Origin of the sequence: Sorangium sp. So ce367 (assembly GCF_051520455.1) — a bacterium.
GTDB lineage: Bacteria > Myxococcota_A > Polyangia > Polyangiales > Polyangiaceae > Sorangium > Sorangium cellulosum_B.
Map to the genome: position 1 here is coordinate 8,299,310 of NZ_CP150334.1, position 16,680 is coordinate 8,315,989.

A 16,680-nucleotide genomic window follows, 5' to 3' on the forward strand; every position below is an offset into this window, starting at 1 on the left:
GGAGGAGCACAGGCGCTGCCGCGGCGCATGAGGTTCGAGCCCCGGAACCTCCCCGCGCCGCCGCTGTCATTCCGCAGGCACGACGGACAGCCGGCCAGCGCGGCCGAGCGCCCGCCTGAAGGACGCGGATCCGCGCGTCCTCCGCGCGGTTCCAGAGGACGAGAGCGCGCCGCTCCGCGCGGCGCACAGGGGAGATCTATGCCCAGCGTGAACACGACGGACGCCGGGGATGGCGGCGCCGCCGCCGATCCGAACCTCACCGCCGCGAGGCAGCCCGACGCGGCGAGCACCGGCGAGGCCGGAGGGCCGGTGCGCTCCGTGGAGATCGTCATCTCCTGGGGCACGACCGTGCTCTTCGTCCAGCACCTGACGCCGCCGCGCGCGTTCGACGTCGGTGAGGGGCGCGACGACGGTCGCCCGTGCGACTGCTTCCTCCCCGAGCGCGCGCTCGGCGCGCGCCGAGCGCCGCTCCTCGAGGTCGACGGCGCCGGGCGCGTCGGCTTCGTCCTGCCGGGCGCCGCGACGGGGACGCTCGCGCTCACCCCCGGCGGCGCGCCGCTGTCCGCGGCCGCGGCGCGGGAGCTGCATGTCGGCGTGGAGCGCGCGGCGCGCGCGGCGATCCCCGGGGCCACGCTCGTGCCCCTGCCCGCGCAGGGCCGCGTGGACGTCGAGATCGCGGGCGTGCGGATCCAGATCCACGCGGACGTCGCCGCGGGCGAGCGCGTGCGCCGCTCGCTCGTGAACCGGAAGAGCCTCGCCCTCCACGCCGTCTCCGCGGCCCTGCACCTCGGGCTCCTCGCCGCCCTCGCCCGCTGGGCGCCGCCCCTCGTCGACCCGTCCACGGGCATGAGCGCTGATCGGATCGCGCTCGTGCAGCAGTACCTCGCGTCCGCGGACGAGCGCGAGCTGCGCGCGGCGATCGAGCGCGAGGGCGAGCCCGCCGCCGACGCGAAGGAGGGCGGCGCAGGGACGCGAGCCAAGGGCGAGGAAGGGTCGATGGGGCACCCTTCGTCCGCGTCACGGGCGCTGGCGACGGGGAACAGGTGGGGGATCAAGGGCCCGAGCGACAGCCCCGATCCCCACGTGACGCGGCAGCAGGCGCTGCGCGACTCGGCCGAGTTCGGGATGATCGGGCTGCTCAACGCCGGGGGCGGCGGCGATCCGCATGCCCCCACGGCGCCGTGGGGGCTCGACGGCGCCGCGTCGTCCGCAGGCGGCGCGGGCCTCCCCCTCGCCGGCTACGGGGGCCTCGCCGGCGAGAGCGCGCCGCTCGGGCTTGGATCCATCGGGACGATCGGGCACGGCGCGGGCGCCGGGTCGGGCCAGGGGTTCGGCAGCGGCCACGGGCGCGCCGGCGCCTCCTCGCCGCCGGTCTCGGCGCGAAGCGCGGCCGCCTACGCTCCGGAGCCCGAGGTCGCCCTCGATCCGAACGGCCGCTTCGCCACCACGTACCGGCCCGGGGGCGGCCACCTCGCCGCGTTCGAGGCCGCCCTCGCGCGCGGCGTCGTGCCCGCGGCGGAGCGCGAGCTCGTCGGCGACGTCGCCGCCCGCTACGCCCCGGAGGTGCCGCTCGCCCCCAACAAGGCGCTCGGCCTGCGCGCCGATCTGGAGCGCGCCGCGCTCGGCCCGGGCGGCGGCGCCTTCCACCTGCGCCTCGCGCTCCGCTCCGCGGCGGCGGCGGCGGCGGCGCGGCCGCACCTGTCGGTGCACCTCGTCCTCGACACGAGCGGCTCGATGGCCGGCGCGCCGATCGACAGCGCCCGCCGCGCCGCGCAGGCGCTGGTCGATCGGCTCGCGCCGTCCGACGACTTCTCGCTCACCGCCTTCTCCAGCGACGCCGAGGTGGTGATCGAGGACGGCCCCGTCGGCCCGCGCCGCGCGGCGATCCGCCGCGCCGTCGAGGGGCTCCGCGAGGGCGGCGGCACCAACATCGGCGCGGGGCTCTCGCTGGGCTACGCGCAGGCGAGCCGGCCGAGCATCCCCGAGGACGCCGTGCGCGTGGTGCTGCTCCTCTCCGACGGCCGGGCGACGAGCGGCCTCACCCACAGCGAGCGCCTGGCGCGGCTCGCCCTTGACGCCTTCCAGCGCGGCATCCAGACGAGCGCGCTCGGGCTCGGCGACGACTTCGACGGCCAGCTCATGAGCTCGATCGCGAGCGACGGGGCCGGCGGCTACTACTACCTGCGCCACCCGGAGCAGATCGCGCCCGCGCTGTCGACCGAGCTCGACAAGCGCCTCGACCCGGTCGCGACCGCGGTCGAGGTGCGCGTACGGCTGAAGGCGGGCGTCGATCTGCTCCGCGCCTACGGTTCGCGCCGGCTGGACGGCGCCGAGGCCTCCCGCGTCCGCGCCCAGGAGATCGCGGCCGACATCGCCGCCCAGTCGCGGGACCGGATCGCGGCCGACCGACGCGACGACGCCGAGGGCGGCATGCGCTTCTTCATGCCCGTGTTCGCCCGCGATGATCGGCACGCGCTGCTGCTCAAGCTGAGCGTCGGCCCCGGCGCGGGGAAGCGAGCCGTCGCGACCGTCGAGCTCAAGTACAAAGATCGGCTCTCCAAGAAGAACGCGATCGAGGAGATCCCCATCGAGGTGCGTTATGCGGACAGCGACGCCGCCAGCGCGGCGTCCGTCGACGCGTCGATGACGCGCGCGCTTCAGGGCTTCGCCGCGGGCGAGTCGCTCGCGGAGGCCGCTGCCCGCGTGGCGCGCGGCGATCGCGCCGGCGCCGCTGCGCTCCTCTCCGAGCGCGAGGGCATCCTGCACGAGGCCGCGACCCGGCTGAACGAACCGCTGTTCCTGGAGGACGCGGCGCGCCTGTCGCGCCTCCGCGCGCACATGGGCGCAGAGCAGGGCCTCGGCGATCCGCTCGTGCTCGCGATGTTGCTGGAGACGGCGGGGCGATCCCGCCTGCGCTGACGCGCAATCGCAGCGCGCACACGGGCGGAGGCGTCGCCCAGGTGGTAGGCTGAGCGCGGCCATGACAGACAGAGTCTCATCGACCGGACGCGCTGCGCTGCGAGAGTCGCTGCTCCAGTTCTCCGCTTTCGCCGACGCGCTCGAGTCCCGATCCATGCGCGAGGCCATCGATGCCTGCATCACCGTCCTGGACGCTCCAGGTCCGCTTGACAAGCGTGACCTCGCCCCGTGGCTCAAGGTCGTCCACGAGCGCGCGGCCGATGTCTTTCGACGGGGTATCCGTCAGACCACGGGTGTGCTGCGCCAGCAGATGATGCACGGCCTGAAGCAGGCTGAAGAAGACGCTGTCTGGATGCAGCACGCCATCGACGCGCTCAGTCGAGACCGCGCGAACTGACATGCTGAGCTGAAACAGCGCTCGTCGCCCCCGCGCAGACAGCGGCTCGCCGCGACAGGCCGAAGCGAGCCGGCCGGAGGCGGGAGCAGGCGGGCCGCGGACAGCGTGACACGACACGCGCCGTCCGTGCTACGAGAGGGGACATGTTCGCCTCGGCGTTTCCGCTGCTGCTCCTCGGCTTCTCTCTCGGGATGCGCCACGCCACCGACGCGGACCATGTGATCGCGGTGGCGACCGTCGTGAGCCGGGTGCGGAGCCTCGGGACGGCGCTGCTGATCGGCGCGATGTGGGGCGTCGGCCACACGCTCACGCTGATGGTGATCGGCGGCGGCATCCTGCTCTTCGGGCTCGTGGTGCCGCCGCACGTCGGCCTGGCCATGGAGCTCTCGGTCGCCCTGATGCTGATCGGCCTCGGGGTGTACCACCTGGCGCGGCTCTACCGGGCGGTCCGGCGGGGCGAGCCGCCGGCGCCCGACGTCGCTCCGGTCAAGCACGCCGCGCAGGTCGCGCAGGTTGCTCACCACGACGGCCACCGGCACGACCTCGGCTGGGCGGACCGCGTGTTCGGCGTTTCGCGCGTCTATGCGAGCCTCCGGCCGCTGCTCATCGGCGTGGTCCACGGCCTCGCGGGCTCGGCCGCGGTGGCGCTCCTCGTGCTCACCACGGTGCGCGACCCGCGGTGGGGCATCGGCTACATCGCGCTGTTCGGCGTGGGCACGATCGCCGGGATGACGCTCATCACCGGGGTGCTCGCGCTGCCGTTCGCCTACGCGCGCGCTCGCACCAGCGGGATACACCACGCCTTCGGCGCCGTCGCCAGCCTCCTCAGCGTGGCATTCGGCCTGTTCCTGGCCTACGACATCAGCTTCGGATCCGGGCTGTTCACCGCGGACCCGCGGTGGACGCCAGGCTGACGGCGCCCGGGCGGGCCGCGCTCGCGCGCGCGCGCCGAAGGAGCGACGCTCGGCGCTCACCGGCTCGCGGTCGACCAGGCGCGCTCGGCCTCGCGCGGCGACGCCGGCGCGAGGTGCGCGTCGATCTGGGTCATGAGCCAGTCGAGGAACTCGTCCTTCAGGATCGTCTGCGCCACGTGCAGATCGGTCCAGACGGGCGCGCGCGCGGCCGCCCGGTCGCTCGTCTGCACCACGACCGGGATCGTGCAGAACCTCGCGTCGTCGCGCATCGCGCGGATGAACTCCACCCCGTTCATGACGGGCATGTGGACGTCCACGATGGCCAGCGCCACGGGCTCGCGCGCGAGCAGCTCCAGGGCGTCGCGCCCGTTCTCGGCCTCGAGCACGCTGAAGCGCGGCTCGAGGATCAGCCGGTAGCACTCCCGGATGTCCGCGTCGTCGTCCACGACGAGGATGGTTACCCCCTCGACGGCGCCGAGCACGCGCTCGACGGCGGCGCGGAGCTCCCCCGCGGTGACGGGCTTGCGCACGTAGCCGGCGACCCCTCGCAAGATCGCCTCTGCCGGCTTGTTCACGACGGAGACGAGCATCACGGGCACCCGCTCGCGCGACTGCACAAGCCGGTTGAAGGCGAAGCCATCCATCTCGGGCATCAGGAAGTCCGCCAGGACGAGATCGGGCGTCCACGTCCGGAGGAGCTCCAGCGCCGCGCTCCCGCCGCGCACGGTCCGGACGTCGTACGCCGCGCCTTGCAGCGCCTCGGCCATCCACGCGAGCGTCCCCGACTCATCGTCGACCAGCAAGAGCTTGGCCATGGCATCACTCCCCTTGCGCCCCGGCGCCACCCGACTCGCCCGCCTCGCCGACACGCCGCAGCCGGAGCCAGAACCTCGCCCCTCCTTCCGGCCGCGCCTCGTACCCGATCGCCCCGCCCCACCGCTCCACCGCGATCCGGGCGCCGTAGAGCCCGAGGCCGCTGCCCGCGCCAGGGTCGTGGCCGTGCGCGAATTTCTGGAACAGGCGCGGCGCGATGGCAGGGGAGACGCCAGGCCCATCGTCCTCCACCGTCACGCGAGCCCACCGGGGCTCATCGTGCACCGCGACGCGCACCGACCTGCGCGGGGGCGTGAACCGGAGCGCGTTCTCGACGAGGTTGGAGACCACGCGCGCGAGCCTGCGCTCCTCACCGACGACGGCGCACGGCCGCGCGCAGCCGATCTCCGGCGGCGCCTCCAGGCACACCCCCCGGCTGCGCGCCATGGGCAGGAGCGCCTCGACGACCCGAGCGACGGTGCCGCACACGTCGACCACCGCGGCGAGGTCGCCGCTGGAGGCGTCGGACGCCATGCCCTCGGCGGTGAACACGTCGAGGATCTCCCGGATCAGCTCGCGCTGCCGCAGGGCGGCCTTCAGCGCGACCGCGGCGAGCGCGCCGCTCTTCTCCGGCAGCGGCTGCTCTCCCAGCAGGGACAGCGCGCCGAGGAGGCTGTTCAGCGGGCCGGAGAGGTCGTGAACGATGCAGTGGACGAGGACATCCTTCCGCTCGACCTCGCGCGACAGCGCCTCGTGGACGAGGCGAAGCTCGCGCGCCCGCTGGAGGACGCGGCGGCGCTCCTGGAACAGCGCGTCGTTCCGGGTGATCACGAGCAGCCGCGACGAGCCGACGCGGAGCGCCGTCGCCTCGAGGTGAAGCGCCTCGTCGCCGATCATCTGCGTCCAGAAGTCGGATTGCACGCCCGGCGCGCCTTCCACGGACCAGGCCCGCTCCGCCTCGGGGAGGAACACCTCCAGGAAGGGCAGCGCGCGATCGATCGGGAGCGGCGAGTCGCGCCACGGCGGCGCGAACCCGAGCCCTCGGAACCACGGCGGCGGCTCGCCGCGGATGACGAAGGTCCCGTCGTGCAAACGCTCGAGGACGAGCTTGTCCAGCGCCGCGAGGAGCCACGTGTCCACGTCCATCAACCCCGCAACGAAGGCGCTTCGCTCGCCAGCATGGCGCGCGCCAGCGCGTTGAACGCGCCTTCGACCCCGGCGCCGGTCTTGGCGCTCGTCCTCGTGATCCAGAGGCCCGCCCTCCTCAGCCTGGCCTCGGTGGCGTCGTCGATGTCCCACGCCCCGGTGAGATCGGCCTTGTTCATGACGACGACGGCCGGGACCTCTCCGACGATCGTCCGCGCGGCGGTGTAGAGGCGGAGCCCGGTCTCCGCCGTGAGGCGCCGCGTGCCGTCGATGACGAGGAGCCAGCCCGCGGAGCCGCGCAGGTACGACGTCTGGACGGCCTGGAACTCGTCCTCTCCGCTCAGGTCCCAGAGGATGAGGTCGAGCTCGCGTTCATCGCACCTCACGCGCCGTGCCTCGATCGTCACGCCGATGGTCGTCCGGTAGGACTCGGAGAAGATGCTGCGCACGAAGCGGGCGACGAGGCTTGTCTTGCCGACCCCCGTCGCGCCCAGCACGCAGACCTTGCGTTTCTCCGCCATGACTCAGTCCTTGCTCTCCGCGTGCAGGTCCACAAGGAAGATCACGCTGCGCGCGCGGCGCTCGTCCGCGCCGGCGAGGCACTCGGCCCGCGCCGCTCCCCCGGCGCAGGACGGGGGCACGACCTCGCGCCGCGTTCCCCCGCCGCTCGCTCGCAGGCGATCGGCCGGGATCCCCCGCGCGACGAGCTCGGCCGCGACGTGCTCCGCGCGGGCCTGGCTGAGCGCTCGGTTCGACGCCTCCGATCCGACGGGATCCGCGTAGCCGATCTCGCGGATCTCGGCGGTCATGCCGGCCTCGCGCGCGCGGGCGATCAGCCGCTCGGCGGCGGCCGCGACCTCGTCGAGGCGCGCGGCCTGCTCGCCGGAGAGCCGCGCGGCGCCGCGGCGGAAGAAGAGCTCCATCGCCTCGAGGGATCGCGCCGCCGCGCGCGCGCGGTCGATCGACTCCTGCGCCGTCAGGCCCTCGCCGTCGAACCCCGAGACGCCAGGGAGCACCGCCGCCGACCAGCGCGCGCGCTCGATCCAGCGCTGGGGCGCGACCCCGCTGGCCGCGACGGCGCCGCCGCGCAGCGCCAGGGTGACCCCGGGCGGCGGCTCCAGAGCGCTCGCCACCCGGCGCTCGACGATCTGCGGGTGGAGCGAGTAGAAGGGCTCGAAGCGCAGGATGACCTCCTGGCGCAAAGGGCCGCCGCGCTCGAGCACGGCCCTCGGGTCCGCGGCGAGCGGATCGCGGAGGCCCGTGAACACGACCTGGCCGGCGCGCCGCTCCGCCGCGGTGACCAGCAGGCCGGGCTCGCGCCGCAGCGCCTCGCCCCAGCCGTCGACGCGGCGCTGCTCCTCCCGCGAGGCGCGCACCGAGAAGACGAGCGCGGTCGCGACGGCCGCGGCCAGCAGGGCGGCCGCCGCGAGCACGGCACGAGCTCGGCGCGGGACCGGCTGGCGTTGCTGCTGGAGGCAGCGCGAGAGCAGCTCGCGGGCGCCCGAGAACGGCGTCCGATCGCCGCGAAAGCCGACGAGCTCACCGCCGTACGTGAGGTGGACGTGCTCCAGCGTCTCGGACAGGACGAGCCCGTACGCGGGCGGCGCCACGCCGCGCACGATGGACACGAGGAGCGCCGACGGGCCGTGCTCGACCCACCCTGTCAGATCGCCGACGCGGAAGCGCTCCAGCCGCGCGTCGGTCCGGAACGCGTCGTGGGCGAACGCATCGATGGCGGTGAGCATCGCCGTGACCTGATCGGGATCCCTGTAGGGGATCTCGTCGGCGCTGAGGTGCTCGAGGACGAGCCCCGTCCCGCGGTGGACAAGGAAGAGCTGCTCGGTCCGGTAGACCATCGAGCGGAGCAGCACTACCTCCGCGAAAGGACGCCCCGTACGGCGCGCCTCGACGCGCCAGCGCACGCTCTGCCAGGACAGGCCGAGGGCGACCGCCTCGTTGAGGCGCTGGATCATCGCCCGGAGAGCGCAGCGCACGGCCTTGCGGATGGCCGGCCCCATGGCGGGGGAGATCGCGTCCGCGAACGACCCCGGGTCCTGGCGCACGCGCTCCTGGATCGCGCTCGAGAGGAGCGGCTCCAGCGCCCACGAGAGCGCCTCACCCTTCTTGCGGCTCTCGATCACCGCCTCGGGCAGCGCCCCCGCGACCATCTCGACCATGGACTGGTCAAGCCGCTCCTCGATCCGCTGGATCCGGTGCTGCTCAGGGCCCACGAGCAGGGGGCGGAGGTCTTCGAGCGTCTTTCTCGGCGGAGGCGCCTCGCGGCGCGCTCTCGGCTCTCGCATCGTTCTTCTCCGGACCGCCGCGCCCGCTCCGCTGGGCGGAGCGGCGCGGCCGCCTCACGCTGCCTCGTCCGAGCGGCGCTCCGCCTTCTGGTACCGCTCCGACTCCGCGGCCGCCTCGCGCGCTTGCGCGTCCGGCGCGAGCGCTTCGGCGCCGTCGGCCCACGCGGCGGCCAGCTCGCGCTCGAACATCGCGCTCAGCTCGCTCCGCGTACGCCGCGTCTCGTCGACGAACGCCTTGGACTGGTCGAGGATCTGCTGCCGGAGCTCGCGCTGCGTGCGCGCCACGAGCTCCTCCAGCCGCTGGACCCGCTGCGCGATCAGCTCGATCGCCTCCCGCGACTCGCGCGCGACGCTGCCGAGCGCGCCGTCGGCGGCCGCGCGCTGGGCCTCGATCGACGCGCCGAGCGCCTCGATCTCGCTGCGCATGTGCGCCTCCAGCATGTCCAGACGCCGCCACGCTTCACTCCGCAGCTCCTCCGCCTGGGCGGCGACCTGAGCGTCGGTGTGCGAGAGCCGGCGAGCGAACTCGCGGAACTGGGCGCCGCACAGGATGTCGCGCACCTGCTCCAGGCTGTTGGTGATCGCGGACTCTGCGCGTCCTGCGGTGGCTTCGTGCTCCGCCCGCCCGCTCGTCCTCATGGTCATGATCAAAGCCCCCTCTCCGTGCGTGCCGCGCGTGTCGGGCTCGGCGAGCCGAGCTCGCTCGTCATCGCGCTCCCGTATCGCTTCGTCGCGCTCGCGACGCCTCACCGAGCTCGCTCCCCCAGGTTTTCTCTTCCGTCTGGACACGATGCCCCTCGCTCATCACGTCACGCGATGCGCAACATGGGTCAGCACCCTGGGCGCGGGTAGCCCTCGGAAGGCCGCGGGGGCGGCCGCGGCTCGGCCGGGGAGCCGCTCGGCTGCTCCGAGGCGCCGCGCTGAACAGGAGCTCTCGGAGCCCGGTAAGATGCCGCCATGCGAAATCCGCGAACCTCCCTGGTGGCCGCGGCCTTCCTCGCGGCCTGCGGCGCTCCGGCCGGCGGCGCTCCTTCCGCGAGCGCTCCTTCGGCGAGCGCTCCTTCCGCGAGCGCCGCCGCTTCGGGTTCCAGCTCGCCCCCGGCCGCCCCGCCGCCGCCCCCGCAGGCCGCCGCCCCCGCAGCCGCGGCCTCCCCTGCGCCGGCGCCCTGCGGCGCGCTGGGCTGCCTCGCCTTCGATACGCCGGCCCAGGCCTTCGCCCACGTCCTGGAGAGCGGCCCGCGCGTGCTCGCGGTGGGCGAGGCGCACGCACAGCAAGGCTCGGAGGGCGTCCCCTCGACGACCCGACGCTTCACGGAGCTCTTCCTGCCGGCGCTCGCCGGCCGCGCCTCCGATCTGATCATCGAGCTCTGGGCCGTGGACCCGCGCTGCAAGAAGGAGCAGGTCGCGCGGGTCGAGACGGAGCAGCGGACGGTCACGCAAGGACAGGCGGCGCAGAACCAGGACGAGTTCCTCGCGCTCGGCCACGCGGCGAAGCGGCTCGGCATCCGACCCCGCCAGCTCACGCCCTCCTGCCAGGACTACGACGCCATCGTGCGCGCGGGGCCGGACGCGGTGACGACCATGCTCGAGATGATCGCGCGCCTGACGGCCGCCGAGGCGAAGGCGCTGCTCGGCCGCGAGGACGCCGCGGGAAAGATGGTGATCGCCTACGGCGGGGCGCTGCACAACGACGTCGCCCCGCGCCCTGGGCGCGAGCGCTGGAGCTTCGGACCGGAGCTCTCCGCGATCACCGCCGGGAAGTACGTGGAGCTCGATCTCATCGTCCGCGAGTTCATCAAGGAGTCGGAGTCCTGGCGGGCGCTGCCGTGGTATCCCCATTTCGACAGGGAGGAGCACCCGGACAAGGCGGTGCTCTTCAACCCCGCGCCGGGCTCGTACACGCTCATCTTCCCGCGCTCGTCCTGAGCCGGCACCGCCGCGCGGCGCGCGCGCCGCGCGGCGGCTTCAGGGCAGGAGGGTGAACGTGACCGGCGCGCCCGTGAAGGGACCGCCGCCCTGCACGATGCGGTTGTTCTCGAACAGCGCGCTGATCACGCTGACCGTGATGGGCACGCCGGCAGCGCGGAGCTTGCCCCAGGCCGCCGCGTCCGGCGTGTAGCTCAGCTTGGTCGTGAACACCCGGAGCAGCGGCTCGCGCTCCGCCGTCGTGAAGACCAGGAAGTAAGCGCGCCCGTTGATGGGCGTCCCGTGAGCCCAGGCGGCGCGCGCCGGCCCAAGGAGCGCCCCGAGCTCCGCGACGATCGACGCCCCCGGCGCGGCGAGCTCGCGCGCCCCCGGCGCCGCGGCGGCCGCCAGCCGCAGCTCCGGCGCGGCCCGAGGCGCCGTCCGCTGCGCCGCGCCCGCGACATGGAAGGTCAGCTCCGGCGCGGCGTCGCCGGGGAGCATCGCGCCGTCCTCGGGCGCGTCGAACACCGTGCCCTGCGAGGGCTCGTCCTTCGGGTCCACGGCGAGCAGCGCCTCCAGGGCCTCGTCGGTCGCGCCGCCCTCGAAGATGACGTCGGCCAGGCTCGGGTCGGTCGACGTCCCGCTCGACGTGTGGTCGTGGCTGTGGCCGCACGCCCCGGTGTACATCGCGGCCGACGCGAGCGCCGCCAGCGCGGGCACGAGGAGCGCCCGGCTCAGGAAAGGCCTTCGGCTCACGGCGCCTCCGCCCAGGGATCCGCGAAGCGCGGGTCCTTCAGAAACTCGTCGTCCGTCAGGGTTTGCAAGAAGGCGATCACGTCCGCTCTCTCCTCTTCTGTGAGATCGAACCCGCTGATGAGCTCGCTCTTGAACTTGTTCTCGCTGCCCACACCGGCGTTGGGGAGGCGAGCCTCGATCGTGCGCCCTCCGGCGGCGTAATGGTCGAGCACCCCCTCGAGCGTCTCGATGCTGCCGTCATGCATGTACGGCGCCGTGACGGCGATGTTCCGCAGCGTGGGCGCGCGGAACCGGCCCATGTCCGCCTCTTTGTGGGAGATCTCGTAGACTCCCCCGTTGCCCTCCGGGTAAGCGCCGTTCCCGTCGATGTTGTAGAGCCCCGTGTTGTGGAACATCACCTCCGTGAAGGTGGTGCCGTCGTGCTCCACCGAGTCCGACAGGTTGAAGCCGCCGTGGCAATGGAAGCACTCCAGCTTCTCGGAGAAGAAGAGATCCATCCCGCGCAGCGCCGCATCGGACATGCCGGACGGGTCGCCGCCGTAACGGTAACGGTCGTAGGGCGCGCGGTAGGAGAGCAGCGACCGCTCGAACGCGGCGATCGCCTTCGTGATGTTCGCGAGGCGGATGGGCTCGCCGTCGCCGGGGAACGCCTCGGGAAAGAGGTCCTGGTACAGCGGCTCGCCCTGGAGCCGCTCCAGGAGCTCGTCCTCCATGCCGGCGAGCCCGAGCTCGACCGGCGTCTCGCCGAACATGGGGAGGAGCGCTTGCTCCTCGAGCGCTTCGACGAGCGGATTCGCCCAGGTCAGCGTCGTGAGGTAAGCGACGTTGGCCAGGCTCATCGAGCTGCGCGAGTGCAGCTGGTCGGTCGAGCCCCTGGCGTTCGCGAGGTGGTCGGTGAACGCGAGCTCCTGGCGATGGCACGAGCCGCACGAGTACGTGCCGTTGCCGGACAGGCGCACGTCGTAGAACAGCCGCCTGCCGAGCTCGACCTTCACCGACGACATCGGGTTGTCCTCGGGGACCTTGGGCACCGGAAAGCCCGTCGGCAGCCCCCACGCATAGGCGCCCGCGCCGCCGCCGCCCTCCCCCGTCGATCCGCCCGGGCCTTGCGGCCCATCGTCGTCGCCGCAGGCACAGCAGAGGGCCGCGAGCGCGGCGAGGGCGGAGGAGATCGCCGAGCGGCGGAGAGCGGTCATCGAAGCGAACATCGCCATGGCGCCTAGTCTATCCTGAAGAACGACTGCTGATCGGGGCGCGGCGAGCCGTCGGCGCTGTCGATGCCGAGATGCGTGAAGAGCGGCAGACACTCGGAATCCGACGGATCCGACATGCAGCCGGGGATGTCGTCGGCGCTCCCCGACAGGTCGCTGTCCGCGACGAGCGCCGCATAGTCGACGAGCACCTTCGTCGTGAGCGGGTCGATGTCCTGGAGGACGATCTCGGCGATGTTGGGGCGATCGCAGGCGGCCACCCCGCCGTCCGCGCCGGGCATGCAGCCAGTGCTCCCGATGTGCACGAGGAACGGCTTGTCGTCCGCCGTGGAGACGCTGTCGAGGCGCAGGAACTTGTACCCGTCGTTCCAGCTCCAGAACAGCCCCGTCAGGTTGAGCGGCGACGGCGCGCTCGACGCGTCACCGTGGTTCAGGTCGAACGGGACGCCGAGCTTGAACGACAGCCCGTCGTAGTCCCCGGCCGGGACCGTCCCGCGCACCACGCCGTTCGTCTCCTCCGTCCCGTTGGCGCAGGTGCCCGATCGATCCTCGAAATCGAGGAGCACGACGTCCTGGTACTGCCACAGCTCGTCCTGTTCGAGCGAGAGCGGCACCTCCTCGCCGTCCGCGCGGCGCAGGCGCACGTCGTGGATGTAGAGGCGGAAATCGTTCAGCCCCACGTCCGTCGAGGCGCTGCCGACAGCGTACGTCTCGCTGCAGGAGAACACCTCGTCGCGGACGCGGCCTTCGAACTGCAGCGCGACAGCGATCGTCTCAGCCCCGCCGCTCCCCCCGTCGATGGGGTTCACCCCCTCATCGTCGCCGCACGCCATGAGCGCGAGCACCGCCCCGACCAGCGGGAACCAGAGCCGTGATGCACGAAGACCGGATTCCATGAGCGTCCTCCCGAGGAACGATGCGCGCCACGATAGGCCGCGTCGCCCCTCGCCCGAATGCGACATGTTGTCGCTATCGCGATCCGCCCGAGAGCGCGAGTCGATCCAGCGTCGAAAGAGGGCTCGCGGACGGCCCCGGAGCAGCCTTCGGCGGCCAGGAGACAGCGACGCCGCCGACGAACGCACGACCGCACGACCGCACGACCGCACGACCGCGCTCGCCGCCTGCGACGTCGACCAAACCGCCAGCGCGCCCGCCGGGCGAGCGTGCGCGTCCGCATGATAACACGAACCGATAAAATCGTGCTACTGGCCAGCCCACCTGTGATCCGCTCCCTGAGCACGGCGTTCCCGCTGCTTCTTGTCATCGCGTCCGTCGCGCCTGCGCGCGCCGGCGACGGTGCCGCACCCGCACGCGCCGGCGACGGCGCCGCGCCTCCCCCCGCAGCCGGGGCGACAACGTCGGCGGGCGGCGATGCCTCGGGCGGCGCGGGCGCAGCGGCGCCCGCCTCCGGCGCGGCGGGCGCCGCTGCGCCCGCGCCCGACGCCGCGCCCATCACGGTCGTGGTGCAGGGCGCGGCGCCGCCGCGCAGCGCCTCCGAGTCGGTGCGCGGGCAGGCCGAGATCCGGGCGGCGCCCCACCGGACGGCGAGCGACGTGCTGCAGCTCGTGCCGGGCGTGTTCACCTCCCAGCACAGCGGCGAGTGCAAGGCGCACCAGATCTTCTTCCGCGGCTTCGACGCGGTCCACGGGCAGGACCTCGAGATCTGGGTCGCGGGCGCGCCGGTCAACGAGGTCTCCAACGTCCACGGCCAGGGCTATACCGACCTCCATTTCGTGATGCCGGAGGTGATCGGCGAGCTCCGCGCCCAGCCGGGATCGTACGACCCGCGCCAGGGCGACTTCGCGGTCGCCGGGACGATGCGCTTCGATCTCGCCTACGGCGAGCCGGGGATCACCGCCACCGCCTCCGCGGGCTCGTTCGGCGCGCGCCGGCTCTTCCTCGCTTACCACCCCGAGAACGCGGACGACGCCACGTTCGCGGCCTTCGAGGCGTACGGGACCGACGGCTTCGGGCCCGCCCGCGCCGCCGGCCGGGCCTCGCTCGTCGCGCAGGCCGTCTACCGGCCGCTCGCCGGCGTCTCCGCGCGGGTGATGGCGTCGGCGTTCGCCTCCCGCTGCGGCTCCGCCGGCGTCCTGCGCCTCTGCGACATCGAGTCGGGCAAGGTCGACCGCTTCGCCTCGTACGATCCCGATCAGGGCGGCGACTCGTCGCGCGCGCAGCTCGTCGTCGATCTGCGCGGCTCGGGCGACGGCGCCGCCCGCGGGGAGGGCCTCTCGCTCACGCCGTTCGTCGTGCTGCGCGCGCTCCGGCTGCGCTCGAACTTCACCGGGTACCTGGCGGACCCCACGAACGGCGACGCCACCCAGCAGCTCAACGAGGCGATCACCGCGGGCGCCACCGCGTCATACCGGCTCACCTTCCCGCTGCTCTCCGACCGCGACACGTTCGAGGCGGGCGTCGTCGCGCGCACCGACTGGATCGAGCAGTCGCAGCGGCGCCTCGCGGCCGTCGACGACAGGCCGACCGCAACGCTCGTCGACGCGAAGGTCCGCGCGACCGACATCGCCGGCTACCTCGACGCGTCGATCCGGCCGGCCCGGCGGATCACGCTGCGCGGCGGGCTGCGCGCCGACGGCCTCGCGTACCAGGTCGTCGACAACGTCGGCCAGGGGGCGCAGGCGCGCGGCGCGCAGGGCGTCCACGTGGGCGGCAAGGGCACGGTCGACGTGGCGCTGCTCCCCGGGCTCCGCGCGCTCGCCAGCGTGGGCCAGGGGTTCCGCTCGCCCCAGGCGCGCAGCCTCGGCGACGGCGAGCGGACCCCCTTCACGCGGGTGCTCTCCGCCGAGGCCGGGCTCCGCTACGCCGACGAGCTCGTGCGGGCGTCGGCGGCGCTGTTCCACACGCGCCTCAGCCAAGATCTCGTCTTCGACGAGGCGACCGCCCGCAACGAGCCCGTGCCCGCCACGGCCCGCACCGGGGTGGCCCTCGACGCGGTGGCGCACCCGGCGTCGTGGCTCGTGTCGAGCGTCGGCCTGACGTACACCCGGGCCGCCTTCACCGCGTCCGGGGGGCGCTACGCGGCCGGCGATCTCCTCCCCTTCGTGCCCCAGGTCGTCGCCCGCGCCGATCTCGCGGTGACGCCGCGCCTCGGCGCGCTCTTCGGCAGGCGCCTCGAGGCCCGCGCCGGCGCTGGCGTGACGCTGCTCCACGGCCGCCCTCTGCCGTACGGAGAGGTCGGCCACGACGCGCTCGTCACCGACGTGACGGCCCACGTCCGCTACCACCGCGTCGAGCTCGGGCTCGACGTCTACAACCTCCTCGACGCGGCGTGGTTCGACGGCGAGTTCGTCTACCCCTCGAGCTTCACCCGCGGCGCGGCGCCCGACCTCCTCCCCGCGCGGCACGTGACGGTCGGCGCCCCGCGCAGCTTCCTCGCTTCGCTCTCCCTCTACATCGGCTGAGGACCTCGATGACATCCACCACCGCACAGCCCCTGTCCCGCCGGCGCGCCGCCCTCGCCGCGTCGGGGCGCCTCGCCGCGGCGCTCGCGGCGGGCGCGCTCGCCGCCGGGTGCGGCGCCGGAGGCGACGACGCGACCTCCGGCAAGCGCCTGACCCTGGCGACGCAGATCGCGCCGGACGCGGCGTCGGTCGCGCCGTTCACGAACGCGCTCGGCTGGACCATCACGCTGTCGAAGGCGCACCTGGCGATCGGGTCGCTCCACTACTTCGAGGGCGCCCCGTTCACGGCGCGGCGGCCCTCGCCGGGCGGCGACCCCTCGCTGCTCGAGCGGCTCGCCCGGTGGGCCGTGCCCGAGGCGCACGCGCACCCGGGCCACTACCAGGCCGGCGAGGCGAGGGGCCAGATGACGCAGCCGACGTCGGTCGACCTGCTGCTGGGGACGACGGCGCTCGCGGACGCGGACGCCGTGAGCGGCGTCGCGCGATCCGCGCGCTTCACGTTCGGCGCGCCGCCCTCGGGCCCGCTCGCCGCGGCGCTCGACGGGCACGTCGTCGCCGTCGAGGGCCGCGCCGAGAAGGGGGAGCTCGCGCGGGTGTTCCGCGCGCGCGCGCTGGCCGCCGACGTCCTCGACGACGCGACCGGCGAGCCGTCGGTGGAGGGGTGCGTGTTCGAGGAGGTCTTCCTCGACGGGCCCGGCGTCGTCACGCTCGTCGTGAAGCCGACGGTCTGGCTCGATCAGGTCGACTTCGAGGCCGTCGCCGCGAGCGACGACGGCGCGCCGGTCGACCTCGAGCCCGAGAGCCAGGCCCAGCGCGGCTTCACGCGGGGCCTCAAGAAAGGGACGGCCTACGCGCTCTCGTTCGCGCCCGGCTCCCCGGAGGAGAAGGAATGAC

14 protein-coding genes are annotated in these 16,680 nt (G+C 73.9%); 6 read left to right on the plus strand and 8 right to left on the minus strand.

The window, feature by feature from the left end:
• The first annotated feature begins 198 nt into the window (after positions 1 to 198).
• The 3 genes from WME97_RS31410 to WME97_RS31420 all read left to right on the plus strand — a co-directional run bounded on the left by WME97_RS31410 (position 199) and on the right by WME97_RS31420 (position 4,230).
• Positions 199 to 2,919, plus strand: a complete 2,721-nt coding sequence (locus WME97_RS31410) for a vWA domain-containing protein (RefSeq protein WP_437542742.1) — start codon at positions 199 to 201, stop codon at positions 2,917 to 2,919.
• Between the two features lie 154 nt (positions 2,920 to 3,073).
• A complete protein-coding gene (locus WME97_RS31415) occupies positions 3,074 to 3,316 on the plus strand; it encodes a hypothetical protein (protein WP_437542744.1) in 243 nt (80 codons plus the stop codon).
• A gap of 143 nt (positions 3,317 to 3,459) precedes the next feature.
• Positions 3,460 to 4,230: a high-affinity nickel-transport family protein gene (locus tag WME97_RS31420; RefSeq protein WP_437542747.1), complete on the plus strand. Its 771-nt coding sequence runs from the start codon at positions 3,460 to 3,462 to the stop codon at positions 4,228 to 4,230.
• A gap of 56 nt (positions 4,231 to 4,286) precedes the next feature.
• Here WME97_RS31420 and WME97_RS31425 read toward each other — a convergent pair whose 3' ends face one another.
• From WME97_RS31425 to WME97_RS31445, 5 genes are read right to left on the minus strand one after another with little or no spacing between them, the layout of a single operon-like run.
• On the minus strand, positions 4,287 to 5,045 hold the full coding sequence (locus tag WME97_RS31425; RefSeq protein ID WP_437542750.1) for a response regulator: 759 nt from the start codon (positions 5,043 to 5,045) through the stop codon (positions 4,287 to 4,289).
• 4 nt (positions 5,046 to 5,049) lie between these two features.
• A complete protein-coding gene (locus tag WME97_RS31430) occupies positions 5,050 to 6,189 on the minus strand; it encodes a sensor histidine kinase (RefSeq protein WP_437542752.1) in 1,140 nt (379 codons plus the stop codon).
• Positions 6,189 to 6,710 (minus strand): Rab family GTPase, encoded by a 522-nt coding sequence (locus WME97_RS31435; protein WP_437542754.1) that lies wholly within the window; start codon positions 6,708 to 6,710, stop codon positions 6,189 to 6,191. Before WME97_RS31435 ends, WME97_RS31430 begins: the two co-directional genes overlap by 1 nt.
• A gap of 3 nt (positions 6,711 to 6,713) precedes the next feature.
• Complete coding sequence (locus WME97_RS31440; RefSeq protein WP_437542756.1) at positions 6,714 to 8,492, minus strand: OmpA family protein; 1,779 nt, start codon at positions 8,490 to 8,492, stop codon at positions 6,714 to 6,716.
• Between the two features lie 54 nt (positions 8,493 to 8,546).
• Positions 8,547 to 9,137 (minus strand): hypothetical protein, encoded by a 591-nt coding sequence (locus WME97_RS31445; RefSeq protein WP_437542757.1) that lies wholly within the window; start codon positions 9,135 to 9,137, stop codon positions 8,547 to 8,549.
• A gap of 312 nt (positions 9,138 to 9,449) precedes the next feature.
• On the opposite strand from WME97_RS31445, the gene WME97_RS31450 reads away from it, so the two are divergent.
• A complete protein-coding gene (locus tag WME97_RS31450; protein ID WP_437542759.1) occupies positions 9,450 to 10,418 on the plus strand; it encodes a hypothetical protein in 969 nt (322 codons plus the stop codon).
• Between the two features lie 39 nt (positions 10,419 to 10,457).
• On the opposite strand, the gene WME97_RS31455 is transcribed toward WME97_RS31450, so the two are convergent.
• Genes WME97_RS31455 through WME97_RS31465 form a run of 3 tightly spaced genes read right to left on the minus strand, consistent with a single transcriptional unit; the run spans position 10,458 to position 13,260 of the window.
• Positions 10,458 to 11,153, minus strand: a complete 696-nt coding sequence (locus WME97_RS31455) for a hypothetical protein (RefSeq protein WP_437542761.1) — start codon at positions 11,151 to 11,153, stop codon at positions 10,458 to 10,460.
• Positions 11,150 to 12,367, minus strand: a complete 1,218-nt coding sequence (locus WME97_RS31460; RefSeq protein ID WP_437542764.1) for an MbnH family di-heme enzyme — start codon at positions 12,365 to 12,367, stop codon at positions 11,150 to 11,152. The genes WME97_RS31455 and WME97_RS31460 overlap by 4 nt, the downstream gene beginning before the upstream one ends.
• A 5-nt stretch (positions 12,368 to 12,372) precedes the next feature.
• A complete protein-coding gene (locus WME97_RS31465) occupies positions 12,373 to 13,260 on the minus strand; it encodes an MbnP family copper-binding protein (protein ID WP_437542766.1) in 888 nt (295 codons plus the stop codon).
• Between the two features lie 324 nt (positions 13,261 to 13,584).
• Here WME97_RS31465 and WME97_RS31470 point away from each other — a divergent pair, with 324 nt between their 5' ends.
• On the plus strand, positions 13,585 to 15,786 hold the full coding sequence (locus WME97_RS31470) for a TonB-dependent receptor (protein ID WP_437542768.1): 2,202 nt from the start codon (positions 13,585 to 13,587) through the stop codon (positions 15,784 to 15,786).
• Between the two features lie 8 nt (positions 15,787 to 15,794).
• Positions 15,795 to 16,679 (plus strand): hypothetical protein, encoded by an 885-nt coding sequence (locus WME97_RS31475; RefSeq protein ID WP_437542771.1) that lies wholly within the window; start codon positions 15,795 to 15,797, stop codon positions 16,677 to 16,679.
• The last annotated feature ends 1 nt before the right edge of the window (position 16,680 follow it).

What these genes read in the sequence shown, in the direction of transcription:
- WME97_RS31415 (WP_437542744.1), top strand. Translation starts at nt 3,074, where the DNA reads ATGCGCGAGGCCATCGATGCCTGCATCACCGTCCTGGACGCTCCAGGT.
- WME97_RS31425 (WP_437542750.1), bottom strand. Translation starts at nt 5,045, where the DNA reads ATGGCCAAGCTCTTGCTGGTCGACGATGAGTCGGGGACGCTCGCGTGG.
- WME97_RS31410 (WP_437542742.1), top strand. Translation starts at nt 199, where the DNA reads ATGCCCAGCGTGAACACGACGGACGCCGGGGATGGCGGCGCCGCCGCC.
- WME97_RS31475 (WP_437542771.1), top strand. Translation starts at nt 15,795, where the DNA reads ATGACATCCACCACCGCACAGCCCCTGTCCCGCCGGCGCGCCGCCCTC.
- WME97_RS31445 (WP_437542757.1), bottom strand. Translation starts at nt 9,137, where the DNA reads ATGACCATGAGGACGAGCGGGCGGGCGGAGCACGAAGCCACCGCAGGA.
- WME97_RS31440 (WP_437542756.1), bottom strand. Translation starts at nt 8,492, where the DNA reads ATGCGAGAGCCGAGAGCGCGCCGCGAGGCGCCTCCGCCGAGAAAGACG.
- WME97_RS31435 (WP_437542754.1), bottom strand. Translation starts at nt 6,710, where the DNA reads ATGGCGGAGAAACGCAAGGTCTGCGTGCTGGGCGCGACGGGGGTCGGC.
- WME97_RS31430 (WP_437542752.1), bottom strand. Translation starts at nt 6,189, where the DNA reads ATGGACGTGGACACGTGGCTCCTCGCGGCGCTGGACAAGCTCGTCCTC.
- WME97_RS31450 (WP_437542759.1), top strand. Translation starts at nt 9,450, where the DNA reads ATGCGAAATCCGCGAACCTCCCTGGTGGCCGCGGCCTTCCTCGCGGCC.
- WME97_RS31460 (WP_437542764.1), bottom strand. Translation starts at nt 12,367, where the DNA reads ATGGCGATGTTCGCTTCGATGACCGCTCTCCGCCGCTCGGCGATCTCC.
- WME97_RS31465 (WP_437542766.1), bottom strand. Translation starts at nt 13,260, where the DNA reads ATGGAATCCGGTCTTCGTGCATCACGGCTCTGGTTCCCGCTGGTCGGG.
- WME97_RS31420 (WP_437542747.1), top strand. Translation starts at nt 3,460, where the DNA reads ATGTTCGCCTCGGCGTTTCCGCTGCTGCTCCTCGGCTTCTCTCTCGGG.